Origin of the sequence: Rhodococcus sp. H29-C3, from assembly GCF_030063405.1 — a bacterium.
Classification (GTDB): Bacteria; Actinomycetota; Actinomycetes; order Mycobacteriales; family Mycobacteriaceae; genus Rhodococcoides.
The window spans coordinates 271373-292611 of record NZ_JASITC010000001.1 but is presented as its reverse complement, the minus strand read 5'-3'; the positions used below and the strand labels follow the sequence as shown (position 1 = coordinate 292611).

Here is a 21239-nt window from a genome sequence, read left to right as displayed (position 1 = left end):
CATCGCCGTCGTAGATGCCCTCGGAGGGCCCGAGTAACAGAGCCCGAATCAGGGAAGAGGTAGACGAGGCAAGTCGGGTAGCTGAAATGTGGGGAGCTGAAGCGGCGGCAGCTGGAACGGTCGCGGAGCGGGCGCAGTGGGTGGGGCTTCGGTGTTCTCATCGGTGCTGCGCTCTGGCACGTACTGACTTTCGGTCGTCGAAGAAACGGGCGGCGCAGTGGTCGTAACGGGCGGCGCATCCGACGTCGGGATCAGGACCGTGGTGGTTACCACTGCCTTCGGCAACGGCGTCGTGGTGGACACGGCCTCGGCGGTAGGTTTCTCGACCGCTGTGTCCTGGGTTCCGGTCAGCGACGGTTCCTCCCCGGCGCCGGGCCACAGCATCCAGGTGAAAAAGCCCAATACGGCCAGGGTGGGAAGTCCGAAACGTACGAGTGGGATCAACAGTGATGTGACGCTCCAGCGTGAGGCCCCGGATCCGGCTGTCTGCTGCTGGTCCACCCGCGCCGCGTACAGCGCTGCACCGCGAGCACTGATCAGCTCCGGATCGCCGGGTACGACAACGGGAATCCGGAGATATCGCTCGAGTACCTCTTTCAGCAGGGGAATTCTCGCGCCACCACCGACCGCGACCACCACCTCGGGCGGAATCTCGGACATCTCGGCGAGATCGCGGAGGGCGATCGCCGAGTGCTCGGCCGCTCGCATGATCTGCAGTTCGAACATGTGACGATCCAGCAGTCGGAATGCGCCGTCCGAAGTCTGTGTCGCCTCGTGCGTGGACAGTGCTTCCTTGACTTCACAACTGAATTCCAACAGCGCGTGTTCTTCGGCTTCGGTGCGTGGTATCGCAAGAATGTCGAGGGTGAGGAGATGATCTCGCACAGCGCGGTCGAGTACTTCGCCGCTCATCTCGGATGTTCGAGTCGCGGCGTAAACGGTTCCGCTGTCGATGTCCGCGACGGTCATCTCGAGACCGGTCGCCCCGAGGTCGTAGAGTGCGACGGTGCGATACCGGAATTCGGGGTCCGCCCTCAGCTGTTCGAGAGTGCCCGCAACCTCGGAGATCACGCGTACCTCCGACACGTACTCCTCGACCAACGCGGCCTTCAACGCGGCACTGTAGCCAGGGTCGGGGAAGGCGACGCCGAGAGAATGCGGAGCGTCCGGCCGGTCGACGACGACTCGGATGGCGTGCGCTACGTCCTCGGCATCGGGGCTCGGACCGGCAGTTGGGAACCATTCGGCGGAGAACGACCGGCCGTCGACGGTGCGCACTGCTCGAATGCCACTGACACCCATCGATATGCCGACTGCTGAATCCATTGCTCTCGTGGCTTCCCTTCCCTTGTCGGCGGCGGAACACCTGTGGAACTTCCGCGTCAGCCTACCGTGTAAGGGTCGGTTTTCCGATCGATAACAGACCAGAAGGTGCTTTTCGGTGAACGAAGTTTCCGTTCACACATCGGGGTCCATACGCCGCCGAACGCTGAGCTACGTGTCCAATCCCCAGCCTTGCACCACCTCGACGGACTCGCCCAAGGGCCGGGTCATGGACCAGAGTGGGACCGCACGGCAATACGAAATCTTCCATTCGCCGGCTTCGACAACGTATTTGTCCTCGTACTCCATCGACGACACGGTTTCGGTGCGCGCGGTCATGTCCAGTTGGCGAAACGCGAGTGTCCACTTGCCTTCGGCATGGTCATCGTCGGTGAGCTTGATTTCCGGGTGAAATGCGTGGTGCATGTCGAGAACGACGTAGCTTCCCGATTCTTTCCTCAGCGCAACTTTGCGGAAGATTTCGACGACTGGATCCGCATCTTCGTATTTTCCCAGTCGGCCGTAGTCCATGATCGCGCCGCGTTCGATGAAGCATGCGCGAAACATGTTGGCGTCCTTGGCATCACACGCCCTCAGATAGCGATGTTTGAGAGACTTGATTGCCTCGATCTTCTCGAGGGCGGACATTCTTTGCTCGATCGATGGAATGCTCACGTCAGAATCCTTTCGTAGGGAACATACGGATGACTAAGAGCTTCACTCGATTACCGCAGCACTGAACTGCGGTGGATCGCCCAGCATCGATCGATGCGAAGGGGGCCGATTTCCGTCGACGTCGACCACACCGAGTTCGGCTGCGAGCTCTGCACCTACGAGAACGTTTCCGGTGCGCTGCATCAGGTGCGGATCATGCGCCAACGCTGCGATGATCCTGCCGGTGAATTCCGGTGTTTCCGCAGTAGCAGCCAACGATGCGTACGCGTCCGGATTGGCAGCAAAGCTCGCGAGTGTGCGCTCGGTCTTGAGCAAGCCCATCCAGATCGAGATCACTGCAACCCCGAACGGCCGGAAGTCGTGAGCCATGTCGTGAGCCATCTTGTCCACCGCTGCTTTTCCTGCACCGTAAGCGGGTCCGTGCATGTAGCACGTGCCGCCGAAGCTCGAAGTGTTCACCACGAGGCCGCTTCCACCTTCGATCAGCAATGGCGCCGCGAAATGCGTGGCGACATAGGTCGATCGCATCCCGACATCGAGCAAATCGAGCAACGACAGCGGCTTCTCCCAGAACGGACCCTTCATGGTCAGTGCATCGGGAACGGCGAGCGCGTTGTTGACAAGAATGTCCAGGCGACCTTGCTCTTTGCGAACTTGCTCGAAGAGATTCTCGACCTCGCCGTCCACCGAGTGATCGGTGATCACGGGGATGCCGGTTCCACCGCGGCGAGTTATTTCCTCGGCCGTCGCGAAGACGGTGCCTGGAAGGGGCGAATCCCCTGGCGAGGCAGTACGACCCGTGACATACACGGTGGCCCCCGTATCGCCGAGTGCCAACGCTATTCCCTTTCCGGCCCCGCGGCTTGCGCCTGTCACTACGGCGACGCGCTCTGATTCCGAACTCAACACGAACTCCTTCGTCGATTCTTCCGTCACGGAATTGCCGGAACGGTACGCATCCGATTTTCAAGTGCAGCAAACAATGTAGAAAAACGGCTCACCGAAGGATCCCCTTCGGTGAGCCTTGTGAGTCGGTGAAGCGGGGCAGGCTCGCCTGTGTGAATTTTTGACACTCGGCCTGAACCGTAGCCGCGATCAAGGGAAGTGCGGCAATTAGTCCAGTCAGATCATCGCTCGCAGCGGCCCCTCCGGCACTTCGCCCATGGTGGTGAGAGCTGTTGAATGGTAAAGGGTTCCCGGAACGTGAATCGCATGCTGCAAGCCGACGTGCGCGTCACGCCAGTAGCGCTGCACGACGTTGGTACGTCGCACCGCATTGCCGCCCGAGCGCGCGAAGATTTCGTCGACCGCATGTACAGCCCGCCAGGCCGAGCGCACCTGATTCCGCCGGACCAGCGAACGGTCCTCGAACGAGATCGTCTGTCCGGCGTCCGCGAGATCGTAGACGCGTGAAATTCCGTCGAGCAGTTGTGTTCGTGACGCGGCGATCTCCGCAGCGGCATCGGAGATCGCGTACATCACGTAGGGGTCATCTTTGATTCTGGTCCCGATGGCAGAGACGCGTTCCCGCTGGTAGTCGAGATGCGCGGCCAATGCACCCTCGGCGATACCGATGACGGCAGCGGTGATTCCGAGCGGAAACATCGTCCAGAACGGCAGCTTGTATACGGTTTCGGTCCGGCCGACGCGCTCTGCAACTCCTTCCCCCGCCTGCACTTCCTCGTAATCCATTGTCCGATAGGACGGCACGAAGGCCCCATCTACGACGACGTCTTTGCTGCCGGTTCCTTGCAGCCCGATGACATCCCAAGTGTCGTCGATAATCGTGTAGTCCTTACGTGGCAGAACCACGTGGATGATCGTGGGCGGCATCACGGCGTTTCCCTCGGCATCGCCGACCATCGCTCCCAGAAAGATCCAGTCGCAGTGATCTGTGCCTGAGGAGAAGTTCCAGTGGCCGTGCAAAATGTATCCGCCGTCGGTAGGCGTCGCCACGCCTTGCGCGGCGTAGGGAGATGCGATCCAGGTGTCCGGATCCTCGCCCCAGACTTCTTCCTGAAGTTTGCGGTCCATCAGGGCCATCTCCCAGGGGTGGACTCCGCCCACGCCACACACCCATCCGGTGGAACCGCAATGCTTGGCGACGGCCATGACGGACTCGGCGAAGTCCCGAGGATGGGCTGCGTATCCGCCGAAGTCGGTGGGCTGCAGCATGCGCATCACCCCGGCTTGTCGGACCAGTTTCACGCTCTGGTCCGAGAGCTTGCCGAGATCCTCGGTCTCCTGAGCCGCTCCAGCCAACTGAGCGGCAATTTCCTCGACTTTGAGAACCACTTCATGCGTCATCGTGTACCTCCGTGTGATGTCGGGCGACTCACCCTGTAGCTGAGTCCTTGATCACAGTAGGTTCCGGCGGCCCTCCGAAAGAACGGGAGCTCCCGCTCATCGGAAGCGCAGTGTTGCTCCGACTACGTCGAAGGCGGCAATCATGCTCGCGGTGATCGCCTGCAGTGGCTCGAATCGTCCGATCTCATGACATCCGGACGTCCTCAGGTGACCAATATGCTTTCGTCGAGGTGATATGTCCTTCGAGATCGAACGTCATCACATCGAACGGCTCGATTGTGACAACTCCGTCCGCCGTGTAGGTGCGTACCCGAAAGTGGAAAGCTGCTGAATCGCCGCTGTGGCGGAAATTGAGCAGTTCGGTCTCTCGTCGGGTCTGAATCAACGGCGTGAAGAAGGCCGCAATCGCTTTCCTGCCACAGATCGGATCTGACCCGACCGGATCCTGCACTGTTGCTCCTTCGGCGTACAGGATTGCGATTTGCTCCGTCGAGGTCGCATCAGCGATCGCGGTCAGGTACTGGTTGACGGTGGAGAGAGCCTTCTCTCTGGTGACTTCGGTAGGGGTCATGTGAAGAAAATACGGCCGTCCACAGTCTTGAACGCCGCTACTCCTACTGAGCGGACTGGTCGGTGGAGCTTCTCGCGCCGCATGATGCCACTCCATTGTTCCGGCCGGCTTCCCGATGAGCGGAAGGGCTCACTTCGATAGTCGAACAGACGCAATACGTTGTTGTCGGTTGTCGGTTGTCGGTCTTCGGGCAGAGCGAGTTTCGACTGCACAGCGAAGAGGCGCTGCAGTCACAGCAATGTCGTTCTCTCCCCAAACTTTTGAACGGGAAACGAGGAATCATGAGTGAAGTCAAGGGTCTCGGATATGTGACCATCGAGGCAACAGATATCGATCGGTGGCGCGAGCTGGCGTTCGATGTACTGGGTTTCGACGAGGGGTCCGGCCCGGATCAAGAAACCCTGTATCTGCGAATGGACGAGCGCGCCTCACGGCTGACCGTGGTCCCGAGTTCGCACGATCGAGTGACAGCAGTCGGATGGGAAGTGCGCGATCAGTTGGCCTTGGCTCACCTTCGAGCACGGCTGGAAGAGGCAGGTTACGTCGTCGAGCCGATGTCGCAGGAGGCAACCGACGCTCGACGGGTCGAGGAAGGGTTTGCCATGACGGACCCGGGCGGCACTCCTCTCGAGTTCTTTCACGGACCGGTTCTCGACCACAGTCCGGTGCTCACCAAGCATGCCCAGAAGTTCGTCACGGGCGATCAGGGGTTGGGGCATGTGGTCGTCCCATCGACGAACTTCGATGAAACCTATCGTTTCTACACCGAGACACTGGGATTCCTACCGCGCGGAGCTATGCGGATGCCCGTGCCTGCGGAGTTCGGCGTACAGCGGATCAGATTTCTCGGCGTGAATCAGCGTCACCACAGCCTCGCCCTGATGCCGGTCCCCGAAGGCAAAGATCCTGGACTGGTGCACATCATGGTCGAAGTCGACCAACTGGACGCGGTCGGACGGGCGCTCGACGAGGTGATGAAACGGCGGTTCCCGGTATCGTCGACCCTCGGTCGGCACACCAACGACAAGATGATCTCGTTCTATGTCCAGTCACCCGGTGGATGGGACATCGAGTACGGAACCGAAGGCTCGCTCGTCGACGAGGCTTTCTACACTTCCGAAGAAATTACGCAGGACAGCTACTGGGGCCATGACTGGGCTTGGGCACGGGAACTGGCGGAAGCTCGAGACGCGGCCGACAACGCTTGAATGAAAAGAAGTGCGGTCACGTAACGGCGTAGCGCTGATGTGACTCAGGCCGGACCGCACGCAAGACCGCAGGTTTGCGAGCGTTCGATCATGCTGCACTGCAGCATGATCGAACGCTCGCTGCGTAGGTGGTGGCCGCACTGCGGCGCCGGCACACGCCTTGCGTCCCTGGTTGCTACATATCCCGAATTTCGCCAGAACCTGTGATGCTCATGCCTTGGACATCGGATTGACTCCCACAGAACGAGAAATCTCGCGCGACGCGGAGCGTACCGCGCTGACCATTCGAGAATCGATGTGATCGAGTGGACCGCAGATGGAAATGGCGGCCACGGTATGACGGCCGTCGCTCGACATGGCCTGGCCTGCGCTGACAGCGCTTGCCACACAGCCGATATCGACGAGTCCTTCCCCGCGGTCGAAGGCTATGTCATCTCTGCGTACGTTCCCGACCTCCCGCGAAAGTTCCTCTCGGGTAACGATCGTTCTGGGTGTGCCGGGTTTCATGCGGTCGAACACTGGAGAGTGTAGGTATTCTTCCGGCTCGGCGGCCAGCAGCGCTTTACCCAGTGCTGTGCGGTGCGCTGGCTGATGGCCCCCGATGCGCGTGGGTATATGTGCACCGAATTCGCCATCGAGCTTTTCCCAATACACAACGTCTCCGCCGTCGAGGTAGGCGAGGTGCACAACTAGCTTTGTGCGTTGCTGCAGTTCGAACAGATGAGGACGGGCCAGCCGATAGAACCAGTGGGTGCGCACGCCTTCTGAGCCGAGTTCGAACATCCGAACGCCGATTTCATATACATCACCGACACGTAACAGCCACCGGAGTCGGACCATGCGTTCGAGTAGACGGTGCGCCGACGAGCGCGGGATCCCGGTGGCATGAACCATTTGCGTCAGTGTCAGAAAGCCCTCTGTCTGTAATGTCTCGAGCATGAGCTCGGCCCTGCTGAGCTGGTCCGAGGGCGGGTCGACATGTACATGCATCGGTCACCAACCTCCCGCGCTTTCGGTAGGGACGACGGCCCCACTGTGATCTGGTCCACAGTATCTCACTCTGCCTCCGACCAGCGATTTCGGAGCGTAGATCCCTCTGGGCGGGAGACGGCCTGATCAAACCGGCACGCTTGTCCCACAGTGTGATGCAGAACACGAACGGGCCCCGGAATGCATCTCGAGGGCCGCAGGCCACAGACGGGAAAAGGAGTCACGCGATGACGATCACCAACGAACACCTACCTCACGTCGAGGACGAGGTGCGTTCGATCGATGCCGGCAGCAATCCGACACGGTTCGCTCGGGGCTGGCATTGTCTCGGCCTCGCCAAGAACTTTCGTGACGGTACTCCTCACTCGATCAACGCGTTCGGTCACAAGCTCGTGGTGTGGGCAGACCGTAAAGACGAACTGAAGGTACTCGATGCATATTGCCGCCACATGGGTGGCGACCTATCCAAGGGCACGATCAAGGGCGAGGAGATCGCCTGCCCGTTCCACGACTGGCGGTGGGGCGGGGATGGCAAGTGCAAGCAAATCCCGTATGCCAGACGTGTTCCGCCGCTGGCTCGCACCCAGACCTGGTCGACGCTCGAGCGGAACGGCCAGCTTTTCGTGTGGAACGACCCCGAGGGCTCCAAGCCGACCGACGAGGTGACCATCCCCGAGATCGAGGGCTACGGTAGCGATCAGTGGACTGATTGGGAATGGAACAGTGTCGTCGTAGAGGGCTCACATTGTCGAGAAATCGTCGACAATGTGGTCGATATGGCCCACTTCTTTTACGTACATCTCAATCTGCCGCAGTCGTTCCGGAACATCTTCGAGGGGCACGTCGCCACGCAGGAGATGTCGTTTCTGCCGCGTGGGGATATGCGCGGGCGTGATTTCGTGAACTTCGGGGATGAAATTTTGACGCAGTCCTACGCTTCGTATTTCGGCCCGTCCTACATGATCAACCGCCTGGTTGCCGATACCGGAGACCATCCGGTAGAAGCAGTGTTGATCAACTGCCACTACCCGATATCTCCAGACTCGTTCGTTCTGCAGTACGGGGTCATGGTGAAAAAGCCTGCGGGAATCTCGAATGAGGCGGCACAGGATATGGCTGCGGAATACGGGCAAGCCACGTTGGCGACATTCGAGCAGGACATCGCGATCTGGAAAACGAAATCGAGGATCGACAACCCGCTACTGTGCGAGGAAGACGGTCCCGTTTACCAGTTGCGCCGCTGGTACAAGCAGTTCTGCGTGGACACCGCGGATATCTCACAAGACATGACCACGCGTTTCGAGTTCGAGATCGACATCTCCAAGCCCACCGAGTACTGGGATGAGGAGATCGAACGCAACTTGGCCAACCGAGATGAGCAGGCGGCCGCGGGTAGCGTCGCTACCGGTCAGGGGTGAAGATGCAACCGATCGAATGCAGCCTGTGCGGTACGACCGTGCTCGTGGAGAAGTACAGCCCCCGCCATACCAGTGTGCAGTGGCTCGCCGACACGACGACTTCGTGTCGCCGGTTTGCCGACTATGGCGATACTGCGCCGAATGCGACACAGGCGCACGACGCTACGAACATGCGCTGCCCCGCGTTGCACAGCACCATCGAGCAGGCCGTGCTCGATGGGAGGGTCGGCGTCACCAGGCGCATTGAACCAGTTCCTGGGAACATCACGGACGGTCACGGAACGACGCTCGAGTCGGCACCACAGCACCATTGAGCGGGCAAGCGTCGACTGGTCGATCGCCTTTGCGGGTCCTGTGTTCGAGGGCGCCCCAAGAAATGCTGAAACGGACGAACCCGACGTACCCTGTGCACTATGTCCGATGGAAGTGAACTCGAGAATGCCCGTGGTGCTGCACAAACGAGGCTGGAACGAGCAGTCGGTGAGGGGAGATTGACGCTTGCGCAATACTCCGACCATGCGGCCGTGGTGTGGGCGCCGACGGTAGAGCAGAACGAACTCGATGCGATAGCGCCCAACACGATGGAACCCGTCCCGGCACGTGCACGATCTCAGTCGAAAATCCTGTGCCTGTTGAGTGATGTGAAGCGCGCCGGCCGATGGGCTTTGGCAAAGTCGACAGTCGCGATGCTGATCATGGGTGACCTCACCTTGGATCTACGGTCTGCGATCATCGGCTCCAACGAATCGACCATTACCATCGTCTCGCTCTTCGGCGACACCGAGCTCGTCGTGCCCGACGGCGTGAACGTCGAGATCGGAGGATTCGACATCCTCGGCGATCGCGACATCGATACGGGGTCGGTGGACCCGGGCCCGTATGCGCCCACCATCAAGATTCGATCGTTCTCGATGTTCGGTGACCTGAAAGTGCAGTCCGCACACTGACGGTCACAGCGGCAATGCGGTCTCCGTCGGACCAGACTCTGCGCCGACGCGTCGGAACCATTCGCGGCCGAATGCCGCTGTGAGCATGTCGAGCGGCATATCCAGGAACGGTCCGAAGTCGCCGACCTGAGTCTCGTGCGCGTGCATCGCTGCCCGCTTGGCGTCCATCGCGGCGCTGACGTCGACGATCGTGGTGATCTCCGCTTCCGGGAGCCCGAACGAATCGAGGTCGGGCGGAGAGTTCTCCTCGGACCAATTCGGGTTCGCCATCACGAGGGCCTTCATATGGTCGCGATTCGTCGTTGCCTCGTAGACGTTGGCGATGCCTGCTAGTTCGGCTGCACGCATACCCACGACATGCACCTTTATGTGATCGGGGTGCCCGTAACCACCGTTGGGGTCGTAGATCGTGACGACATCGGCTTGTTCTTCTTCGAGTACGTCGGCCAGCTTGCGCGCCGCGGCATCCACGTCGGCATTGCAGAACGCGTCGGGATTGTCGTTCTCGACGGTTCCTGCCATCCCCGAGTCCGCATAATGCAGCATCACCACACGATCGGCGCCGAGCACTGACGCCGAGCTCTCCAGTTCGAACTTGCGTCGCTCGACGAGGGTTTCGCCGGCGCGGAGGATGCCGTCGGGGAACTCGCCGAGTGCACCATCGGTTGCGGTGACCAGAACGACGCGGTGACCGGCGTCGGCGGCGAGACGCATGATCCCGCCGGTGGTGAAGACCTCGTCGTCGGGATGGGCGTGAAAGCAGACCAGAGTGCTCATGCCCGAAATGTTTGCACGAACGCTCCGACAGTTCCTACTCGGTCGAGGCGGAGCATCCCGAGCGCACACCCTTTTTGCCAACCGCACCCCCGTCCTCGGACGTCGAAATGGCGTTTCGGTTTACAAAAACGGTGCGCGCTCACCCAAGCAGCGAGACCTACGACGGCGTAAGCCCAGCCAGCCTGAGACGCAGCGCCGCCCGATCGAGTTTGCCGGGGCCACGGGTGGGAAGGGAGTCGAGCAGGTACAGCTCGCGGGGTGCGGCGGTGACGTCCAAGGTGCTTCCGACGTGTTCGCGTAATGCCGCCAATGTCACTGGACCGCCGACGACAGCGACCACGACGCGGTGCCCGAGGCGCTCGTCGTCGAGGCCGACCACCGCGCACTCGCGCACGGCCGGATGCGTCGAGAGTGCGGCTTCCACCACTTGCGGTACGACGGTGAGCCCACCGGTCGTAATGGCCTCGTCGAGGCGGCCCTGTATCGACAGCACGCCATCGAGGAGAACTCCGGCGTCGTCGGTGCGGAACCACCCCGGCTCGGCGAAGGCAGGGTGAGCAGGGGTGCCGCGGTAGCCGAACGCGAGGGTGGCCCCACCGAGTACGACTCTGCCGTTGTCGATCCGGACCAGGGCGCCATCGAGCGGCATACCGTCGTACACGCAGCCGCCGGCGGTCTCGCTCATCCCATAGGTACCGACAAGGGTAATTCCGGCTTCGGCCGCCCGTTCGCGGAGGGGGACAGGTGCGGCCGCGCCACCGAGCAGTACCGCATCCAACGATGCGAGTGCCTCGACGGCCGCAGGGTGGTCCAGCGCTTTGACGAGCTGGGTTGGAACGAGCGAGGTGTATCGACGCGGGCCGGCGAGCGCGCCGACGGCAGCAGGCAGCGCCGACGGGTCGAAGCCGGTGGAGACGTCGAGTATCACCGGTTCGGTGCCGGCGAGAACACTGCGTAGCAAGACCTGTAGTCCGGCGATGTGATGGGCCGGTAGCGCCAACAGCCATGAGCCGGGGCCGCCGATGCGCTCGTACGTTGCCGTGCCACTTGCCCTCAACGCGGCCGCGGAGAGCATCGCACCCTTCGGGGTTCCCGTGGTGCCGGAGGTGGCCACGACGAGGGCTGCGGCGGACTCGATCGGCGTGCCTGGGGCCAGCGCGTCGCGCAACCGGGCGCTCTCGCGAGCGTCGGACGCTGGGACCGGAAGTACCGCAGGGCAATTCCCGTCGAGTATGTCGCTCAGCCCCGGCAACAGAGCGGCAGCGGCTGGTCCGGCCGGGATAGGTAGTTCTTCGAGCAGGTCCACATCGGCGAGCCTAATCGGATGCTCCCAGTGTGAACGGATCGGCGAGAGGCCATCCGCCCGTCGCGAGATTCGACCGAACCCGATCGATGTCCTCTTCACGTGGCATCTCGTTGGTGACCTTTGTGATGGACACCGCGATACCCGCCTTGTCCGCGGGAAGTTGTCCGTCGGCGATGAGCGCGTCCCTGACGGAATGAACCTCGTCGTCGGACAGTCGGCGGGCCAGCAATGCCAGCAACGGGATGTAGTCCGCGTCGGGTACGCCTTCGGGATACCCGACGCGGAACCAATCGAGGATCGCGGTGAGGAACGAAGGAACCGCCATCTACTTCAGCGATACCGGATCTGCGAGGGGCCATCCACCTGCAGCGAGTCGGGCCGAGACCCGAGCAATGTCTTCGGGGGTCGGCTCGGTGTCGATCAATTCCTTGATGAATTCCGAGATCTCGTCGTTCGAGATCGCCCCGTCACTCAGTGCACCACCGATAGGAGCGACGAGGCTGAGCACGACCTCGTGTACTTGAGCGTCGCTCAGTTCGGCGCGACGCAGCAGAGCCACGAGGGGGAAGCGATCCTTCGGAGGTATGCCCTCCGGGTAGCCGGCACGCAACCATTGGAGGACGGATGCGGGAAACGTGGTTTTGGGGTCGGTCATGATGCTTGTCCTTCCTGGTCGAATAGCGAAGTGGATCAGAAGACGGAAATTCCGAATGTGTTGTCGAGGAAGTCCTTCATGATGAAGAGAATCCCAGCGGCGATGGCGAGTACGACAACGGCGAAGCAGAGCGCCGCTACGGCGGTGGCTGCGGCCGGGCGGGTAGTGCGGAGCTGGGTGGTGCCGGTCGCATCGTCCGGTGTCTCGCCGACGGCGAGGGCTCTGAGGCCTAGAGCGAAGATTGCCGGCAGGCCTGCTCCGAGAAGCAGTCCGACGAGTACAACTTTCCACAGCGAGTCCAGCGTGTGCGTGAGAGTTTCCATTGCCGTTCTTCCTAAACCGTTGTGGGGGACTTTTCGTCGGCCGGAAGGAGGCCACCGTCCCACTCGTCGTTGACGTTGCTCGGGTCGATCGGCTGGCGACGCGACCGCAGGTACATGAAGGCTGCCAAGGCGATGAGAATGGCGAAGACGACCAGCACGCCGGGCAATCCGCCCACGAAGTCGGCAAGGTGCCAGCATGCCGCGCCGACGACACCTGCGAGGGGCAGGGTGATGACCCACGCGACTGCCATGCGTCCCGCGACGTTCCAGCGGACCTGTGCGCCCGGTTTGCCCACGCCCGAGCCGAGAATGGATCCGGTCGCGACCTGCGTCGTCGACAACGGAAGCCCCAGGTGGCTGGAGGTCAGGATAATTGCGGCGGAGGAAGATTCCGCTGCCATTCCCTGGGGGGACGCGATTTCGACGAGTCCCTTGCCGAGTGTGCGGATGACTCGCCACCCACCGAGGTATGTGCCCAGGGCGATCGCGAGTGCGCAGGTGAACTTGACCCACAACGGCATCTCGGCTTCGGGACCGACCGTGCCGTACGCGACGAGAGCCAGAAAGATGACGCCCATAGTCTTCTGTGCGTCGTTGGTGCCGTGGGCGAGCGAGACCAATGATGCGGAGCCGATCTGGCCCCAGCGGAAGCCGCGCTCCCTCGACTTCTCCGGCACCGCATTGGTGATGCGGTAGATCAGCCGGGTGCCGACGGTGGCAACGAGACCTGCGACGACGGGTGCGAGCACGGCGGGGAGCACGATTTTGCTCCAAACGCCGTCCCAGACGACCCCCGACGTGCCGAGACCCGCGATTGTCGCGCCGATGAGCCCGCCGAACAGTGCATGTGACGAGCTGGACGGTATGCCGAGCAGCCACGTTGCGAGATTCCACAGGATCCCGCCGACGAGACCGGCGAAAATGATGGTCAGCAGCGCTTGGCCACCGGTATCGCCGAGGTTGACGATGCCTTTGGCGACCGTCGCTGCCACCTCCACGGACAGGAATGCGCCGACGAGATTCAAGACGGCGGACAGGGTGACTGCAACCTTGGGTTTCAGTGCCCCTGTTGCGATCGACGTCGCCATGGCGTTGGCGGTGTCATGGAAACCGTTGGTGAAGTCGAACGCCAAAGCGGTCACGACGACAACCAGAAGTACGACGAATTCTGCGCTCACACTACAAAGTGTGACGCCTGGACACCTCGATCCGTTAACTTCCCCCGAAGTGTTCTTCTTCGGTCCCCGCCCGACGTTACCTGTTCACCTTCCGTTCACTCGAGGGTCCTATATGTCCGATTCGTAAGAGGTCTGCGTCACGTCGTACCGACAGAGCCTTCGGAGACGGCTGTGGGACAGTGGAGCCCGTGGAATTCGACGATGGAATCGGCGGTGAGCTCGGTGGGCGGGACGACTCTGTGGCCGCCGCGCTGTCGTACCTCGACTCCGTCGATCCAGCATCCGGGGCGGACGCTCGCATCGGCTGGGACGGACTGCAGGATGTGTCTCCGGATTCCGGTCCCACTCAGACCTCGGTGCAAACATTTCTGTGGATGCATCTACGCCTTCTCGGCGAGGATCGGGATCGTTCGTGGGAAGTAGCGCGGGCACTCGCCGATCTGCTCGATCGTCTCGGCCACGCCAGGTACGCCGACATAGCGCGAAGTGAACAGACACGAACTCTGCTCTCGGCGGTAGACGACGCAACCTGGCAAGAGCAGTACCTCACCGCCGTCGCCGAATCCGGAATCGGGCCGGCGGACACCGAATTGGTCACCTGGCAACAGACCCCGGAAGGTACCGAACGAGCCATCGTCGACCTGATCGGAGAGACCCTCGAAGTAGCCACGGTTGCAGGTGAGTTCACGCCGTCCAGGCCTCACGCACCGCCGCTGAAGGCGAGTGCGCTGGCCGCCCGTCGGCGCGGAATGACCGATGCGGTTCTGCGCACCGATCGGCTCGGTGGCGTGCTCCTGGAACAGCTACTCGACCACCGGATCGCGATCTGGTCTGCCTACAGCACCCCGCGGGCCGAGCTCTATCGCGGACTGACCGAAGAGCTGCACAGTGCGAACGAACCCGCTTTCGGATGCGTCCGTCGACTCGAAGGCATCCTCGACCTCGTTGGCGACGGCATCACCCTGACCGACACCGGTTTTCTTCCCGACTCGGTCGTGGAGCGTGCTATCGGCACCTTGTGGTCGCCGAGGGAATGGCCGTTTCCTGCCGGCTCCGAACGCGAGACAGCACCGGTGCTGACCGTTCGGCGCCTCTTGCTGCGGCTCGGGTTGGTTCGCAAACACCACGGTCGGCTGGTGCCGACGGCCCGGGCTCGTGGAATGAGTGCCGACGGGATGTGGCGCACCCTCGTCTCCCGACTGGTCGGGACCCAGTACCACCCGGAAACGATTGCCGCCGAAGTGGTGCTCGGCGAGGTCGCCCGAGGACGTAGGCCCGTCGAGACCACGGGACTCACCTCGGCGCTGCTGGCCGCCGAAGGGTGGACGCACAGCGGTGAATCTCCTGGCGTCGCCGACATCGAGCCACTCGCCGACGTCGTGACCGCCGAACTGACGGCTTTGGGCGCGTTTTCGTTCCCTGATTCGCGGTCCGGACAGTTCTCGGAAACCCCGTCGCCCGACGGCGTTCGACTCGCAGCGGCCCTGCTCCGACACCGCCTTTTGCACACGAGGCTTCCGACTATCTGATCTAGTCGAGGGCGCGCACCGTTAAGCTGGACGAATACGTAGTCGGTCGGACCGCGCAGAGAGCAGGGAGACGCCGGTGGACCACGATCCCACGTCGCCCAATCTTCGGCCGCGGGCGCGAAGGCAGAGCGACTCGGCACGGCGTTACCTCGATGTCGAGGCAACCACTCCGGCCCTTCGGAACACCGTGGAACTGGCCGCGAAGAGCGTCGGATTTGCCATTGCGCAGTTGAACGTACTCGATGAACAAACCCTGTACACCCTGGTCAATATAGGTTTGCCGCCGATGTCGACCATGGATCGCTCCATCACGCTGTGCGACGACGTCGTCCGCAGTGGTAAGCCGGCAGTAGTGTCCCGCAATCGCGTCGACGCGACTGTTCGGCAACGCGACATTCTCGATCAGGTCGGGCTGGAGTCGTATGCGTCGGTTCCGCTTCGTGGTCGGGAAGGCCTGGTGATCGGGACACTGTGTCTACTCGACCTGATGCCGCGTGAGGTCAGTGACGGCCAATTACAGGAACTGGAGCAATTCGCGTCCGTTCTCGAGGAGCAACTGGACCTGCATCGACGCGTCGGGTCCACCACCGCCAAGCTCGACAGTGATATCGATCTGGCCGGCGCATTGCGTGGCGGTCAGATCGTGCCGTGGTTCCAATCGATCGTCGACCTCCGTACCGAGGAGATCGTCGGCTTCGAGGCGTTGGCGAGATGGCATCACCCGATCAACGGTCTGGTCTCGCCGGCGGACTTCGTCCCCCTGGCCGAGTCGAGCGAACTGATCATCGACGTCGACCTGGAAGTTCTGCGGCAGGCCGTCCGCGCGGCGGAGACATGGCAGAAACTTCGCCCGGGGGTGCGACTCAGCGTCAACCTGTCCGGGCGTCATCTGGCACATCCGGACGCCGTGGCCCAGCTGCAGTGCGCAGTGGCGGAGGCCGATGTCGATCCGCGCTCGATCTCGCTCGAGCTCACCGAAACGTCCGCGGTGACCGACGGTCCGCTGATTCGACGACACATCGACGACGTACACGCCCTCGGGTTTCGAGTACTGCTCGATGATTTCGGCTCGGGCTGGTCATCCCTGGAACGGCTCGTCACCCTCGAACCCGACGGAATCAAGATCGACGGTCGGTTGTCTCGGCTGGTGGATACTCCTCGCGGCAAAGCTCTGCTCGGCGCCATCTCGAAAGTCACGCGGGAACTCGGCCTGTCGATGATCATCGAAGGTATCGAGACCCGTGAACAGGCCGATATCGCCCTCGAACTCGGATGCACACTGGCCCAAGGTTTCCTCTGGTCACACCCGCAGTCGGCCGGCGCGGTCCTCCGCCTTCTGAGTGGTGATCAGTCGCCGCGCACATCGCGGCGTAGCGGGTGATCGGGCGGGATCTGGACCAACACGATATCGACCCCGTCCGGGTCGCGTAACCACATCTCGATCAAACCCCAGAATTCCGTTTTCGCTGCTCGTTCGATGCGAACCCCGCGAGCACGCAGTTCGGTCGCGGCGGACTCGATATCGCGAACCTGCAGCCACAGCGCGCCATCGAACGACGTCGGTCCGCTCGCTCCGCCGTGTGCGGCGATCTCGATGAGGCTCTGGCCGGCGAAGAACACGGTGCCGGCGCTGTATTCGCGATGTATGGCCAGACCGAGGCCGTCCCGGTAGAACTCGAGGGTGCGCTGGTAGTCGGTAGGGCGCAAAATTGTTCGACTACTCAAGATCTCCACACCACATCGATATCACATATGCGTCGACCCGTCGGTCGCCGTCATGGAGTCGCCTCGTGGCCGAGGGCGTCGTGAGTTCTGCGCGACTCCTTCATCTCGGCCTCGAATACATGCCGCTTTCCCTCCTGCAGTTCGGCACGTACCTGTTGCTCGTGGCGTCGGAAATGAGACCAGTACAGATCGTCGAATTCCTCGACGATCTGGAACGACCACCGTCCGTCGATCGCATTGCGTCCGACCATCTCGGTTTCGAGCCTGTCCGCCTGCGCGAGATGCCCGGCCTCGCGCAGCACAGAGACTGCCTCACCGAGTTGGAGATCGGCGTGACCCATCAGTTGGTGGAACGAATAGAGGTGGCCGCGGGCCCGTTCGATGGTTTCGAGGGCTTCGGAGACCTTGCCGATCGCCGCGACAGTGTCATCGGAAGTGTTCGCCGGCCGTACATGCTCGGGCTCGGGGTTCTGGCGATCGTTGCTCATGACGCAGGCATGCCCCCACCGGCTGGATCCGAACCTGGTTCCTCAGATCAGGGTTGTCACCACTCGGTTGCCACCGGCTGCTTTGGCCTCGTACATCATCGAATCCGCGACGCGAGTCGCGGTGCCGACGGGATCGGCGCTATCGGTCCACAGATCCGATTCGGCGTAGAGAATGGCGGCTCCAATGCTGGCAGTCACCGGTATAGCGTCGTTCGCGCCATGGAGTGCACGCCTGACGCCGTGAATCAAAGCGTCGATGTGCAGCCGCGAGGTGACGACGGCAGCCAGATACTCCTCGCCACCGGTACGGCCGACGACCCCGTATCTGGACACATGGGCGGTCAGACGTTCCGCGACTCGGCAGATGACCGCGTCGCCCTCGTCATGACCGTAGATGTCGTTGACCGACTTGAAATTGTCGATGTCGACGACCACCACCGCGGCGCACCATCCGTGCCGTTGTCCCCGGGGCAGCAGGTCCTCGATCGCTGTCGTCAGTCCTCTGCGGTTGAGTAGTCCGGTCAGCGGATCGAGGACCGAGCTCCGAGCATCTGCCGACAATGTGGTCAGGAAGATGTGGGAGGTGATCGGCACACTCATGATGGCGAGGAGTACCACGTTGGTTTGGACCAGCAGGTTCAGTGTGTCCGTCCGGCCCTGCAGGTACAAGGCCCCCGCGATGCCGAGTACGACGGCGGATGCGAAGACCAGGTGCAGAACGACCCATCGCGGGCTCATGAAGAACGTGACGAACGCACCGATCACCGCGAACAGGACGCAACCGAGTAGAGCGTTCCCAAGTTCGAACAACACCAACGTGGATGCGATGCCGAGATCTGCGTACAAGGCGAACAGGACAACCCCGAGCCGTCCAGGAAATGACAGCAGTATCCACAGTGCCGCAACGATCAGGTTGGTAGTGCACAGTGTCAACGTCCAGATCGTCGCGGCAGGACCGCTCGGGCCGCCGGCGGCGTACAACGACAGAAACGACATAAGACTGATATTGATCATCGACAGCGCGATGAGCAGCCTGATGACCTTGCCCGAACGATGCGAGTTCTGGAACTCTCGCATCCATTCGTAGTCGTGAGCTGCCGTGAACCACTCGACGACAGCCGTCCGCGCGCCGACGGCCGGTGGCCGACGACTGGGTAGGGCTTCGCGCGAGAGGGACATGAGGGGGTGTCGACTCTTTTAGAAGTAACGGGGGAACGGAGACCAGTCGGGGTCGCGCTTCTCGAGGAACGAATCACGGCCTTCGACGGCTTCATCGGTCATGTATGCCAACCGTGTCGCCTCGCCCGCGAACAGCTGCTGACCGACGAGGCCGTCATCCTGCAGGTTGAAGGCATACTTGAGCATCCGTTGCGCCTGCGGAGACTTGGCGTTGATCTTCGCGGCCCACTCGATGGCCACGTTTTCGAGTTCGTCGTGATCGACGACGCGATTGACGGCACCCATGCGATGCATGTCCTCGGCCGTGTATGTATCGCCGAGGAAGAAGATCTCGCGAGCGAACTTCTGTCCCACCATCTTGGCGAGATATGCGCTGCCGTAGCCGCCGTCGAAGCTGCCGACGTCGGCATCGGTTTGCTTGAACCGGGCATGTTCGCGACTGGCGAGGGTCAGGTCGCATACGACGTGCAAGCTGTGGCCACCCCCCGCTGCCCAGCCGTTGACGAGGCAGATGACGACTTTCGGCATGAAGCGGATCAGTCGCTGCACTTCGAGGATATGTAGTCGGCCTGCGCGTGCTCGGTCCACCGTCTCGGCAGTCTCGCCGTCGGCGTACTGATAACCGCTTCTGCCTCGGATTCTCTGGTCACCGCCGGAACAGAACGACCACACGCCGTCTTTCGAGCTCGGTCCGTTACCGGTCAGCAGCACTGTGCCGACGTCGGAGCTCATCCGAGCGTGCTCGAGTGCGCGGTACAGCTCGTCGACGGTGTGGGGACGGAATGCGTTCCTGATGTCGGGTCGATCGAACGCGACGCGAACGGTGTCGTCACGTACGTGGCGGTGGTAGGTGATATCGGTGAGGTTTTCGAAGCCGGGAACGGTTTGCCACAGGGAAGGAGTGAAGGTCACCTGGTCACGATAGAGCGCCACGATCGGTACGTCGCGAATACCCGGTTCCTGACTACGGGTTACGGTGCTGGAATGAGCGAACAGGCAGGCCAGGACCAGTACGAGCGCCACGGCGGGTTTCCGAAGTACCGACAAGCCGACGTCGGGCCTGAATACGGCAGGCTCGTGGCGGGGCTGCGAACGCTTCAGGATCTGGCGGTGAGCGCGGCGCCGACGCCGGAGGCGACTGTCGAGGCCGCCGAACGGGTCGAAGCATTGATCGATCTGCTGACCCCGTTCCAGGTGCCGGAGGGACAGGCGCCCGCCGGCCGTGTGATGACCCTTCCCGGTCGCGGCTCGCTACTGATGCTGCCTTGGACCATCGAGAAGTTCGACGCCGAAGGAGTCCGTAGCCGTGGCGTGTTCCGCCGCTATCACCTCGGTGGAAACGGTGCTGCGCACGGCGGCACGCTTCCGTTGCTGTTCGACGACATGTTGGGGATGATTCAGCATGCCTACGGCAGGCCGATCAGCCGGACCGCATTCCTGCACGTCAATTACCGCAAGATCACTCCACTGGACACCGAACTCGTCGTCGAGGGCAGTGTCGAGCGCGTCGAAGGCCGTAAGACGTTCATCAACGCCGTACTACGCGATCTGGAGGGCAATGTTCTCGCCGACTGCAATGCGCTGATGCTGCAGCTTCTGGAGGGGCAGCAGTGAACCCAGCGTCCGTCGAGGAGTTTCTCGATGGATCCCACGTTCTCTCGATTCCGTTGCACACCAAGTTTCGCGGCATCACCACCCGCGAAGTCATGCTGGTCCGAGGACCGGCAGGGTGGGGCGAATTCTCGCCGTTCATCGAGTACGACGACCAGGAATCCTCCGCGTGGCTGCGCTCTGCCATCGAAGCTGGATGGGAGGGGCCGCCTGCGCCGTACCGCGAGCGGGTCCGCGTCAACGCGACAGTGCCCGCTGTGTCCGCGGCCGAGGTCCCCGCAATTCTGGATCGGTTTCCCGGCGTCGACACCGCGAAAGTGAAGGTAGCCGAAAAGGGTCAGAGCGTCGCCGACGACGTCGAACGCGTGCGTGCCGTGCGCGCACTCGTTCCGCGGGTTCGCGTCGACGCGAACGGAGGCTGGACCGTCGATCAAGCCGTGGAGGTGCTGTCGAGGTTGCTCGACGACGGCGAACTCGAATATGCCGAACAGCCGTGTGCGACGGTGCCGGAACTCGTCGAGGTTCGTCGACGTCTGCCGACCGTTCGGATCGCAGCCGACGAAAGTATCAGGCGCGCCGAGGACCCACTTCGAGTCGTTCGAGCTGGGGGAGCCGACATCGCCGTACTCAAAGTGGCGCCGCTCGGCGGGATGCGCGCGTTGCTGGAGCTGGCAGGCGAACTGGGCGAATACGGGGTCCCCGTGGTGGTCTCCAGCGCCTTGGACTCCGCTGTCGGTATGGCATCCGGACTTGCTGCCGCGGCGGCAATTCCGAAACTCGAGTTCGCCTGCGGCCTCGGCACCGGAAATCTGTTCGAATCCGATGTCGTTGCCGCGCAGGAACTTCTCGACGGCACTGTGCGCGCCGAGCCTGTCGAGCCCGATCCGGAGCGGTTGACGTCGCTGGCGGCACCGGAGGATCGGGTGCGGTGGTGGCGTGAGCGGGTGCGGCGGTGTTGGGCGGGAGCGCAGCCTGCGGAGTGACCAGGGAAGCGGGAGCGCAGCCTGCGGAGTGACCAGGGAAGCGGGA

The 21239-nt window shown here is 62.3% G+C and carries 24 protein-coding genes; 7 read left to right on the top strand and 17 right to left on the bottom strand.

Annotation, left to right across the window (positions count from 1 at the left end):
• Positions 1 to 48 precede the first annotated feature (48 nt).
• The 5 genes from QMK32_RS01380 to QMK32_RS01360 form a co-directional block, all read right to left on the bottom strand.
• Positions 49 to 1326: a DUF7159 family protein gene (locus tag QMK32_RS01380; protein WP_283472519.1), complete on the bottom strand. Its 1278-nt coding sequence runs from the start codon at positions 1324 to 1326 to the stop codon at positions 49 to 51.
• A 168-nt stretch (positions 1327 to 1494) separates the two neighbouring features.
• Entirely contained in the window at positions 1495 to 1971 is a 477-nt protein-coding gene (locus QMK32_RS01375) for a nuclear transport factor 2 family protein (RefSeq protein ID WP_502943518.1), read from the bottom strand.
• A 69-nt stretch (positions 1972 to 2040) separates the two neighbouring features.
• On the bottom strand, positions 2041 to 2904 hold the full coding sequence (locus QMK32_RS01370; protein WP_283472517.1) for an SDR family NAD(P)-dependent oxidoreductase: 864 nt from the start codon (positions 2902 to 2904) through the stop codon (positions 2041 to 2043).
• Between the two features lie 216 nt (positions 2905 to 3120).
• Complete coding sequence (locus QMK32_RS01365) at positions 3121 to 4305, bottom strand: acyl-CoA dehydrogenase family protein (RefSeq protein ID WP_283472515.1); 1185 nt, start codon at positions 4303 to 4305, stop codon at positions 3121 to 3123.
• Between the two features lie 184 nt (positions 4306 to 4489).
• Positions 4490 to 4876 carry a nuclear transport factor 2 family protein gene (locus QMK32_RS01360; RefSeq protein ID WP_283472514.1) on the bottom strand — a complete coding sequence of 129 codons (387 nt, stop codon included), beginning with the start codon at positions 4874 to 4876 and terminating at the stop codon, positions 4490 to 4492.
• Between the two features lie 281 nt (positions 4877 to 5157).
• Between QMK32_RS01360 and QMK32_RS01355 the strand changes: the two genes are divergently transcribed.
• On the top strand, positions 5158 to 6084 hold the full coding sequence (locus QMK32_RS01355; protein ID WP_283472512.1) for a VOC family protein: 927 nt from the start codon (positions 5158 to 5160) through the stop codon (positions 6082 to 6084).
• 210 nt (positions 6085 to 6294) lie between these two features.
• On the opposite strand, the gene QMK32_RS01350 is transcribed toward QMK32_RS01355, so the two are convergent.
• Positions 6295 to 7074 (bottom strand): IclR family transcriptional regulator, encoded by a 780-nt coding sequence (locus tag QMK32_RS01350; RefSeq protein ID WP_084346170.1) that lies wholly within the window; start codon positions 7072 to 7074, stop codon positions 6295 to 6297.
• 227 nt (positions 7075 to 7301) lie between these two features.
• Here QMK32_RS01350 and QMK32_RS01345 point away from each other — a divergent pair, with 227 nt between their 5' ends.
• A complete protein-coding gene (locus tag QMK32_RS01345) occupies positions 7302 to 8492 on the top strand; it encodes a 3-ketosteroid-9-alpha-monooxygenase, oxygenase component (RefSeq protein ID WP_283472511.1) in 1191 nt (396 codons plus the stop codon).
• Here the strand turns inward: QMK32_RS01345 and QMK32_RS01340 are convergent.
• Positions 8483 to 8770 carry a hypothetical protein gene (locus QMK32_RS01340; protein ID WP_283472510.1) on the bottom strand — a complete coding sequence of 96 codons (288 nt, stop codon included), beginning with the start codon at positions 8768 to 8770 and terminating at the stop codon, positions 8483 to 8485. The two genes, QMK32_RS01345 and QMK32_RS01340, sit on opposite strands and share 10 nt — an antisense overlap.
• 135 nt (positions 8771 to 8905) lie before the next feature.
• Between QMK32_RS01340 and QMK32_RS01335 the strand changes: the two genes are divergently transcribed.
• Complete coding sequence (locus QMK32_RS01335; protein WP_283472508.1) at positions 8906 to 9439, top strand: LiaF domain-containing protein; 534 nt, start codon at positions 8906 to 8908, stop codon at positions 9437 to 9439.
• A 3-nt stretch (positions 9440 to 9442) separates the two neighbouring features.
• Here the strand turns inward: QMK32_RS01335 and QMK32_RS01330 are convergent, their stop codons facing one another.
• The 6 genes from QMK32_RS01330 to QMK32_RS01305 all read right to left on the bottom strand — a co-directional run bounded on the left by QMK32_RS01330 (position 9443) and on the right by QMK32_RS01305 (position 13678).
• The gene (locus QMK32_RS01330; RefSeq protein WP_283472507.1) at positions 9443 to 10216 is read right to left on the bottom strand and encodes a PIG-L family deacetylase; all 774 of its coding nucleotides are present in this window, start codon (positions 10214 to 10216) and stop codon (positions 9443 to 9445) included.
• A gap of 157 nt (positions 10217 to 10373) precedes the next feature.
• The gene (gene menE, locus QMK32_RS01325; protein WP_283472506.1) at positions 10374 to 11522 is read right to left on the bottom strand and encodes an o-succinylbenzoate--CoA ligase; all 1149 of its coding nucleotides are present in this window, start codon (positions 11520 to 11522) and stop codon (positions 10374 to 10376) included.
• Between the two features lie 10 nt (positions 11523 to 11532).
• Positions 11533 to 11847 carry a DUF3349 domain-containing protein gene (locus QMK32_RS01320; RefSeq protein WP_269304908.1) on the bottom strand — a complete coding sequence of 105 codons (315 nt, stop codon included), beginning with the start codon at positions 11845 to 11847 and terminating at the stop codon, positions 11533 to 11535.
• Positions 11848 to 12177, bottom strand: a complete 330-nt coding sequence (locus QMK32_RS01315; protein ID WP_283472505.1) for a DUF3349 domain-containing protein — start codon at positions 12175 to 12177, stop codon at positions 11848 to 11850.
• Between the two features lie 35 nt (positions 12178 to 12212).
• Entirely contained in the window at positions 12213 to 12500 is a 288-nt protein-coding gene (locus tag QMK32_RS01310; RefSeq protein ID WP_283472504.1) for a hypothetical protein, read from the bottom strand.
• An 11-nt stretch (positions 12501 to 12511) separates the two neighbouring features.
• On the bottom strand, positions 12512 to 13678 hold the full coding sequence (locus QMK32_RS01305) for an inorganic phosphate transporter (RefSeq protein ID WP_283472503.1): 1167 nt from the start codon (positions 13676 to 13678) through the stop codon (positions 12512 to 12514).
• A gap of 188 nt (positions 13679 to 13866) precedes the next feature.
• Here QMK32_RS01305 and QMK32_RS01300 point away from each other — a divergent pair, with 188 nt between their 5' ends.
• Both QMK32_RS01300 and QMK32_RS01295 read left to right on the top strand, forming a co-directional pair.
• Positions 13867 to 15207: a hypothetical protein gene (locus QMK32_RS01300; RefSeq protein WP_283472502.1), complete on the top strand. Its 1341-nt coding sequence runs from the start codon at positions 13867 to 13869 to the stop codon at positions 15205 to 15207.
• Positions 15208 to 15283: 76 nt separating this feature from the next.
• Positions 15284 to 16588 (top strand): sensor domain-containing phosphodiesterase, encoded by a 1305-nt coding sequence (locus QMK32_RS01295; protein ID WP_283472501.1) that lies wholly within the window; start codon positions 15284 to 15286, stop codon positions 16586 to 16588.
• Here the strand turns inward: QMK32_RS01295 and QMK32_RS01290 are convergent.
• The 4 genes from QMK32_RS01290 to QMK32_RS01275 are packed head-to-tail and all read right to left on the bottom strand — an operon-like array spanning position 16555 to position 19511.
• The gene (locus QMK32_RS01290; RefSeq protein WP_283472499.1) at positions 16555 to 16941 is read right to left on the bottom strand and encodes a VOC family protein; all 387 of its coding nucleotides are present in this window, start codon (positions 16939 to 16941) and stop codon (positions 16555 to 16557) included. The genes QMK32_RS01295 and QMK32_RS01290 overlap by 34 nt on opposite strands.
• A gap of 41 nt (positions 16942 to 16982) precedes the next feature.
• Positions 16983 to 17420, bottom strand: coding sequence for a hypothetical protein (locus tag QMK32_RS01285; RefSeq protein WP_283472498.1), 438 nt, complete (start codon positions 17418 to 17420; stop codon positions 16983 to 16985).
• Between the two features lie 42 nt (positions 17421 to 17462).
• A complete protein-coding gene (locus tag QMK32_RS01280; RefSeq protein WP_283472497.1) occupies positions 17463 to 18599 on the bottom strand; it encodes a GGDEF domain-containing protein in 1137 nt (378 codons plus the stop codon).
• A gap of 18 nt (positions 18600 to 18617) precedes the next feature.
• Positions 18618 to 19511, bottom strand: coding sequence for a 1,4-dihydroxy-2-naphthoyl-CoA synthase (locus QMK32_RS01275; protein ID WP_186627842.1), 894 nt, complete (start codon positions 19509 to 19511; stop codon positions 18618 to 18620).
• A 72-nt stretch (positions 19512 to 19583) separates the two neighbouring features.
• Here QMK32_RS01275 and QMK32_RS01270 point away from each other — a divergent pair, with 72 nt between their 5' ends.
• Positions 19584 to 20213, top strand: coding sequence for a PaaI family thioesterase (locus tag QMK32_RS01270; protein ID WP_269304925.1), 630 nt, complete (start codon positions 19584 to 19586; stop codon positions 20211 to 20213).
• Positions 20210 to 21193: an o-succinylbenzoate synthase gene (locus QMK32_RS01265; protein WP_283472495.1), complete on the top strand. Its 984-nt coding sequence runs from the start codon at positions 20210 to 20212 to the stop codon at positions 21191 to 21193. Before QMK32_RS01270 ends, QMK32_RS01265 begins: the two co-directional genes overlap by 4 nt.
• The last annotated feature ends 46 nt before the right edge of the window (positions 21194 to 21239 follow it).

Excerpts from the sequence above, each read along its gene's own strand:
- QMK32_RS01380 (WP_283472519.1), bottom strand. The coding sequence starts at position 1,326 with ATGGATTCAGCAGTCGGCATATCGATGGGTGTCAGTGGCATTCGAGCA.
- QMK32_RS01375 (WP_502943518.1), bottom strand. The coding sequence starts at position 1,971 with ATGTCCGCCCTCGAGAAGATCGAGGCAATCAAGTCTCTCAAACATCGC.
- QMK32_RS01365 (WP_283472515.1), bottom strand. The coding sequence starts at position 4,305 with ATGACGCATGAAGTGGTTCTCAAAGTCGAGGAAATTGCCGCTCAGTTG.
- QMK32_RS01360 (WP_283472514.1), bottom strand. The coding sequence starts at position 4,876 with ATGACCCCTACCGAAGTCACCAGAGAGAAGGCTCTCTCCACCGTCAAC.
- QMK32_RS01355 (WP_283472512.1), top strand. The coding sequence starts at position 5,158 with ATGAGTGAAGTCAAGGGTCTCGGATATGTGACCATCGAGGCAACAGAT.
- QMK32_RS01350 (WP_084346170.1), bottom strand. The coding sequence starts at position 7,074 with ATGCATGTACATGTCGACCCGCCCTCGGACCAGCTCAGCAGGGCCGAG.
- QMK32_RS01345 (WP_283472511.1), top strand. The coding sequence starts at position 7,302 with ATGACGATCACCAACGAACACCTACCTCACGTCGAGGACGAGGTGCGT.
- QMK32_RS01335 (WP_283472508.1), top strand. The coding sequence starts at position 8,906 with ATGTCCGATGGAAGTGAACTCGAGAATGCCCGTGGTGCTGCACAAACG.
- QMK32_RS01330 (WP_283472507.1), bottom strand. The coding sequence starts at position 10,216 with ATGAGCACTCTGGTCTGCTTTCACGCCCATCCCGACGACGAGGTCTTC.
- QMK32_RS01320 (WP_269304908.1), bottom strand. The coding sequence starts at position 11,847 with ATGGCGGTTCCTTCGTTCCTCACCGCGATCCTCGATTGGTTCCGCGTC.
- QMK32_RS01315 (WP_283472505.1), bottom strand. The coding sequence starts at position 12,177 with ATGACCGACCCCAAAACCACGTTTCCCGCATCCGTCCTCCAATGGTTG.
- QMK32_RS01310 (WP_283472504.1), bottom strand. The coding sequence starts at position 12,500 with ATGGAAACTCTCACGCACACGCTGGACTCGCTGTGGAAAGTTGTACTC.
- QMK32_RS01285 (WP_283472498.1), bottom strand. The coding sequence starts at position 17,420 with ATGAGCAACGATCGCCAGAACCCCGAGCCCGAGCATGTACGGCCGGCG.
- QMK32_RS01280 (WP_283472497.1), bottom strand. The coding sequence starts at position 18,599 with ATGTCCCTCTCGCGCGAAGCCCTACCCAGTCGTCGGCCACCGGCCGTC.
- QMK32_RS01270 (WP_269304925.1), top strand. The coding sequence starts at position 19,584 with ATGAGCGAACAGGCAGGCCAGGACCAGTACGAGCGCCACGGCGGGTTT.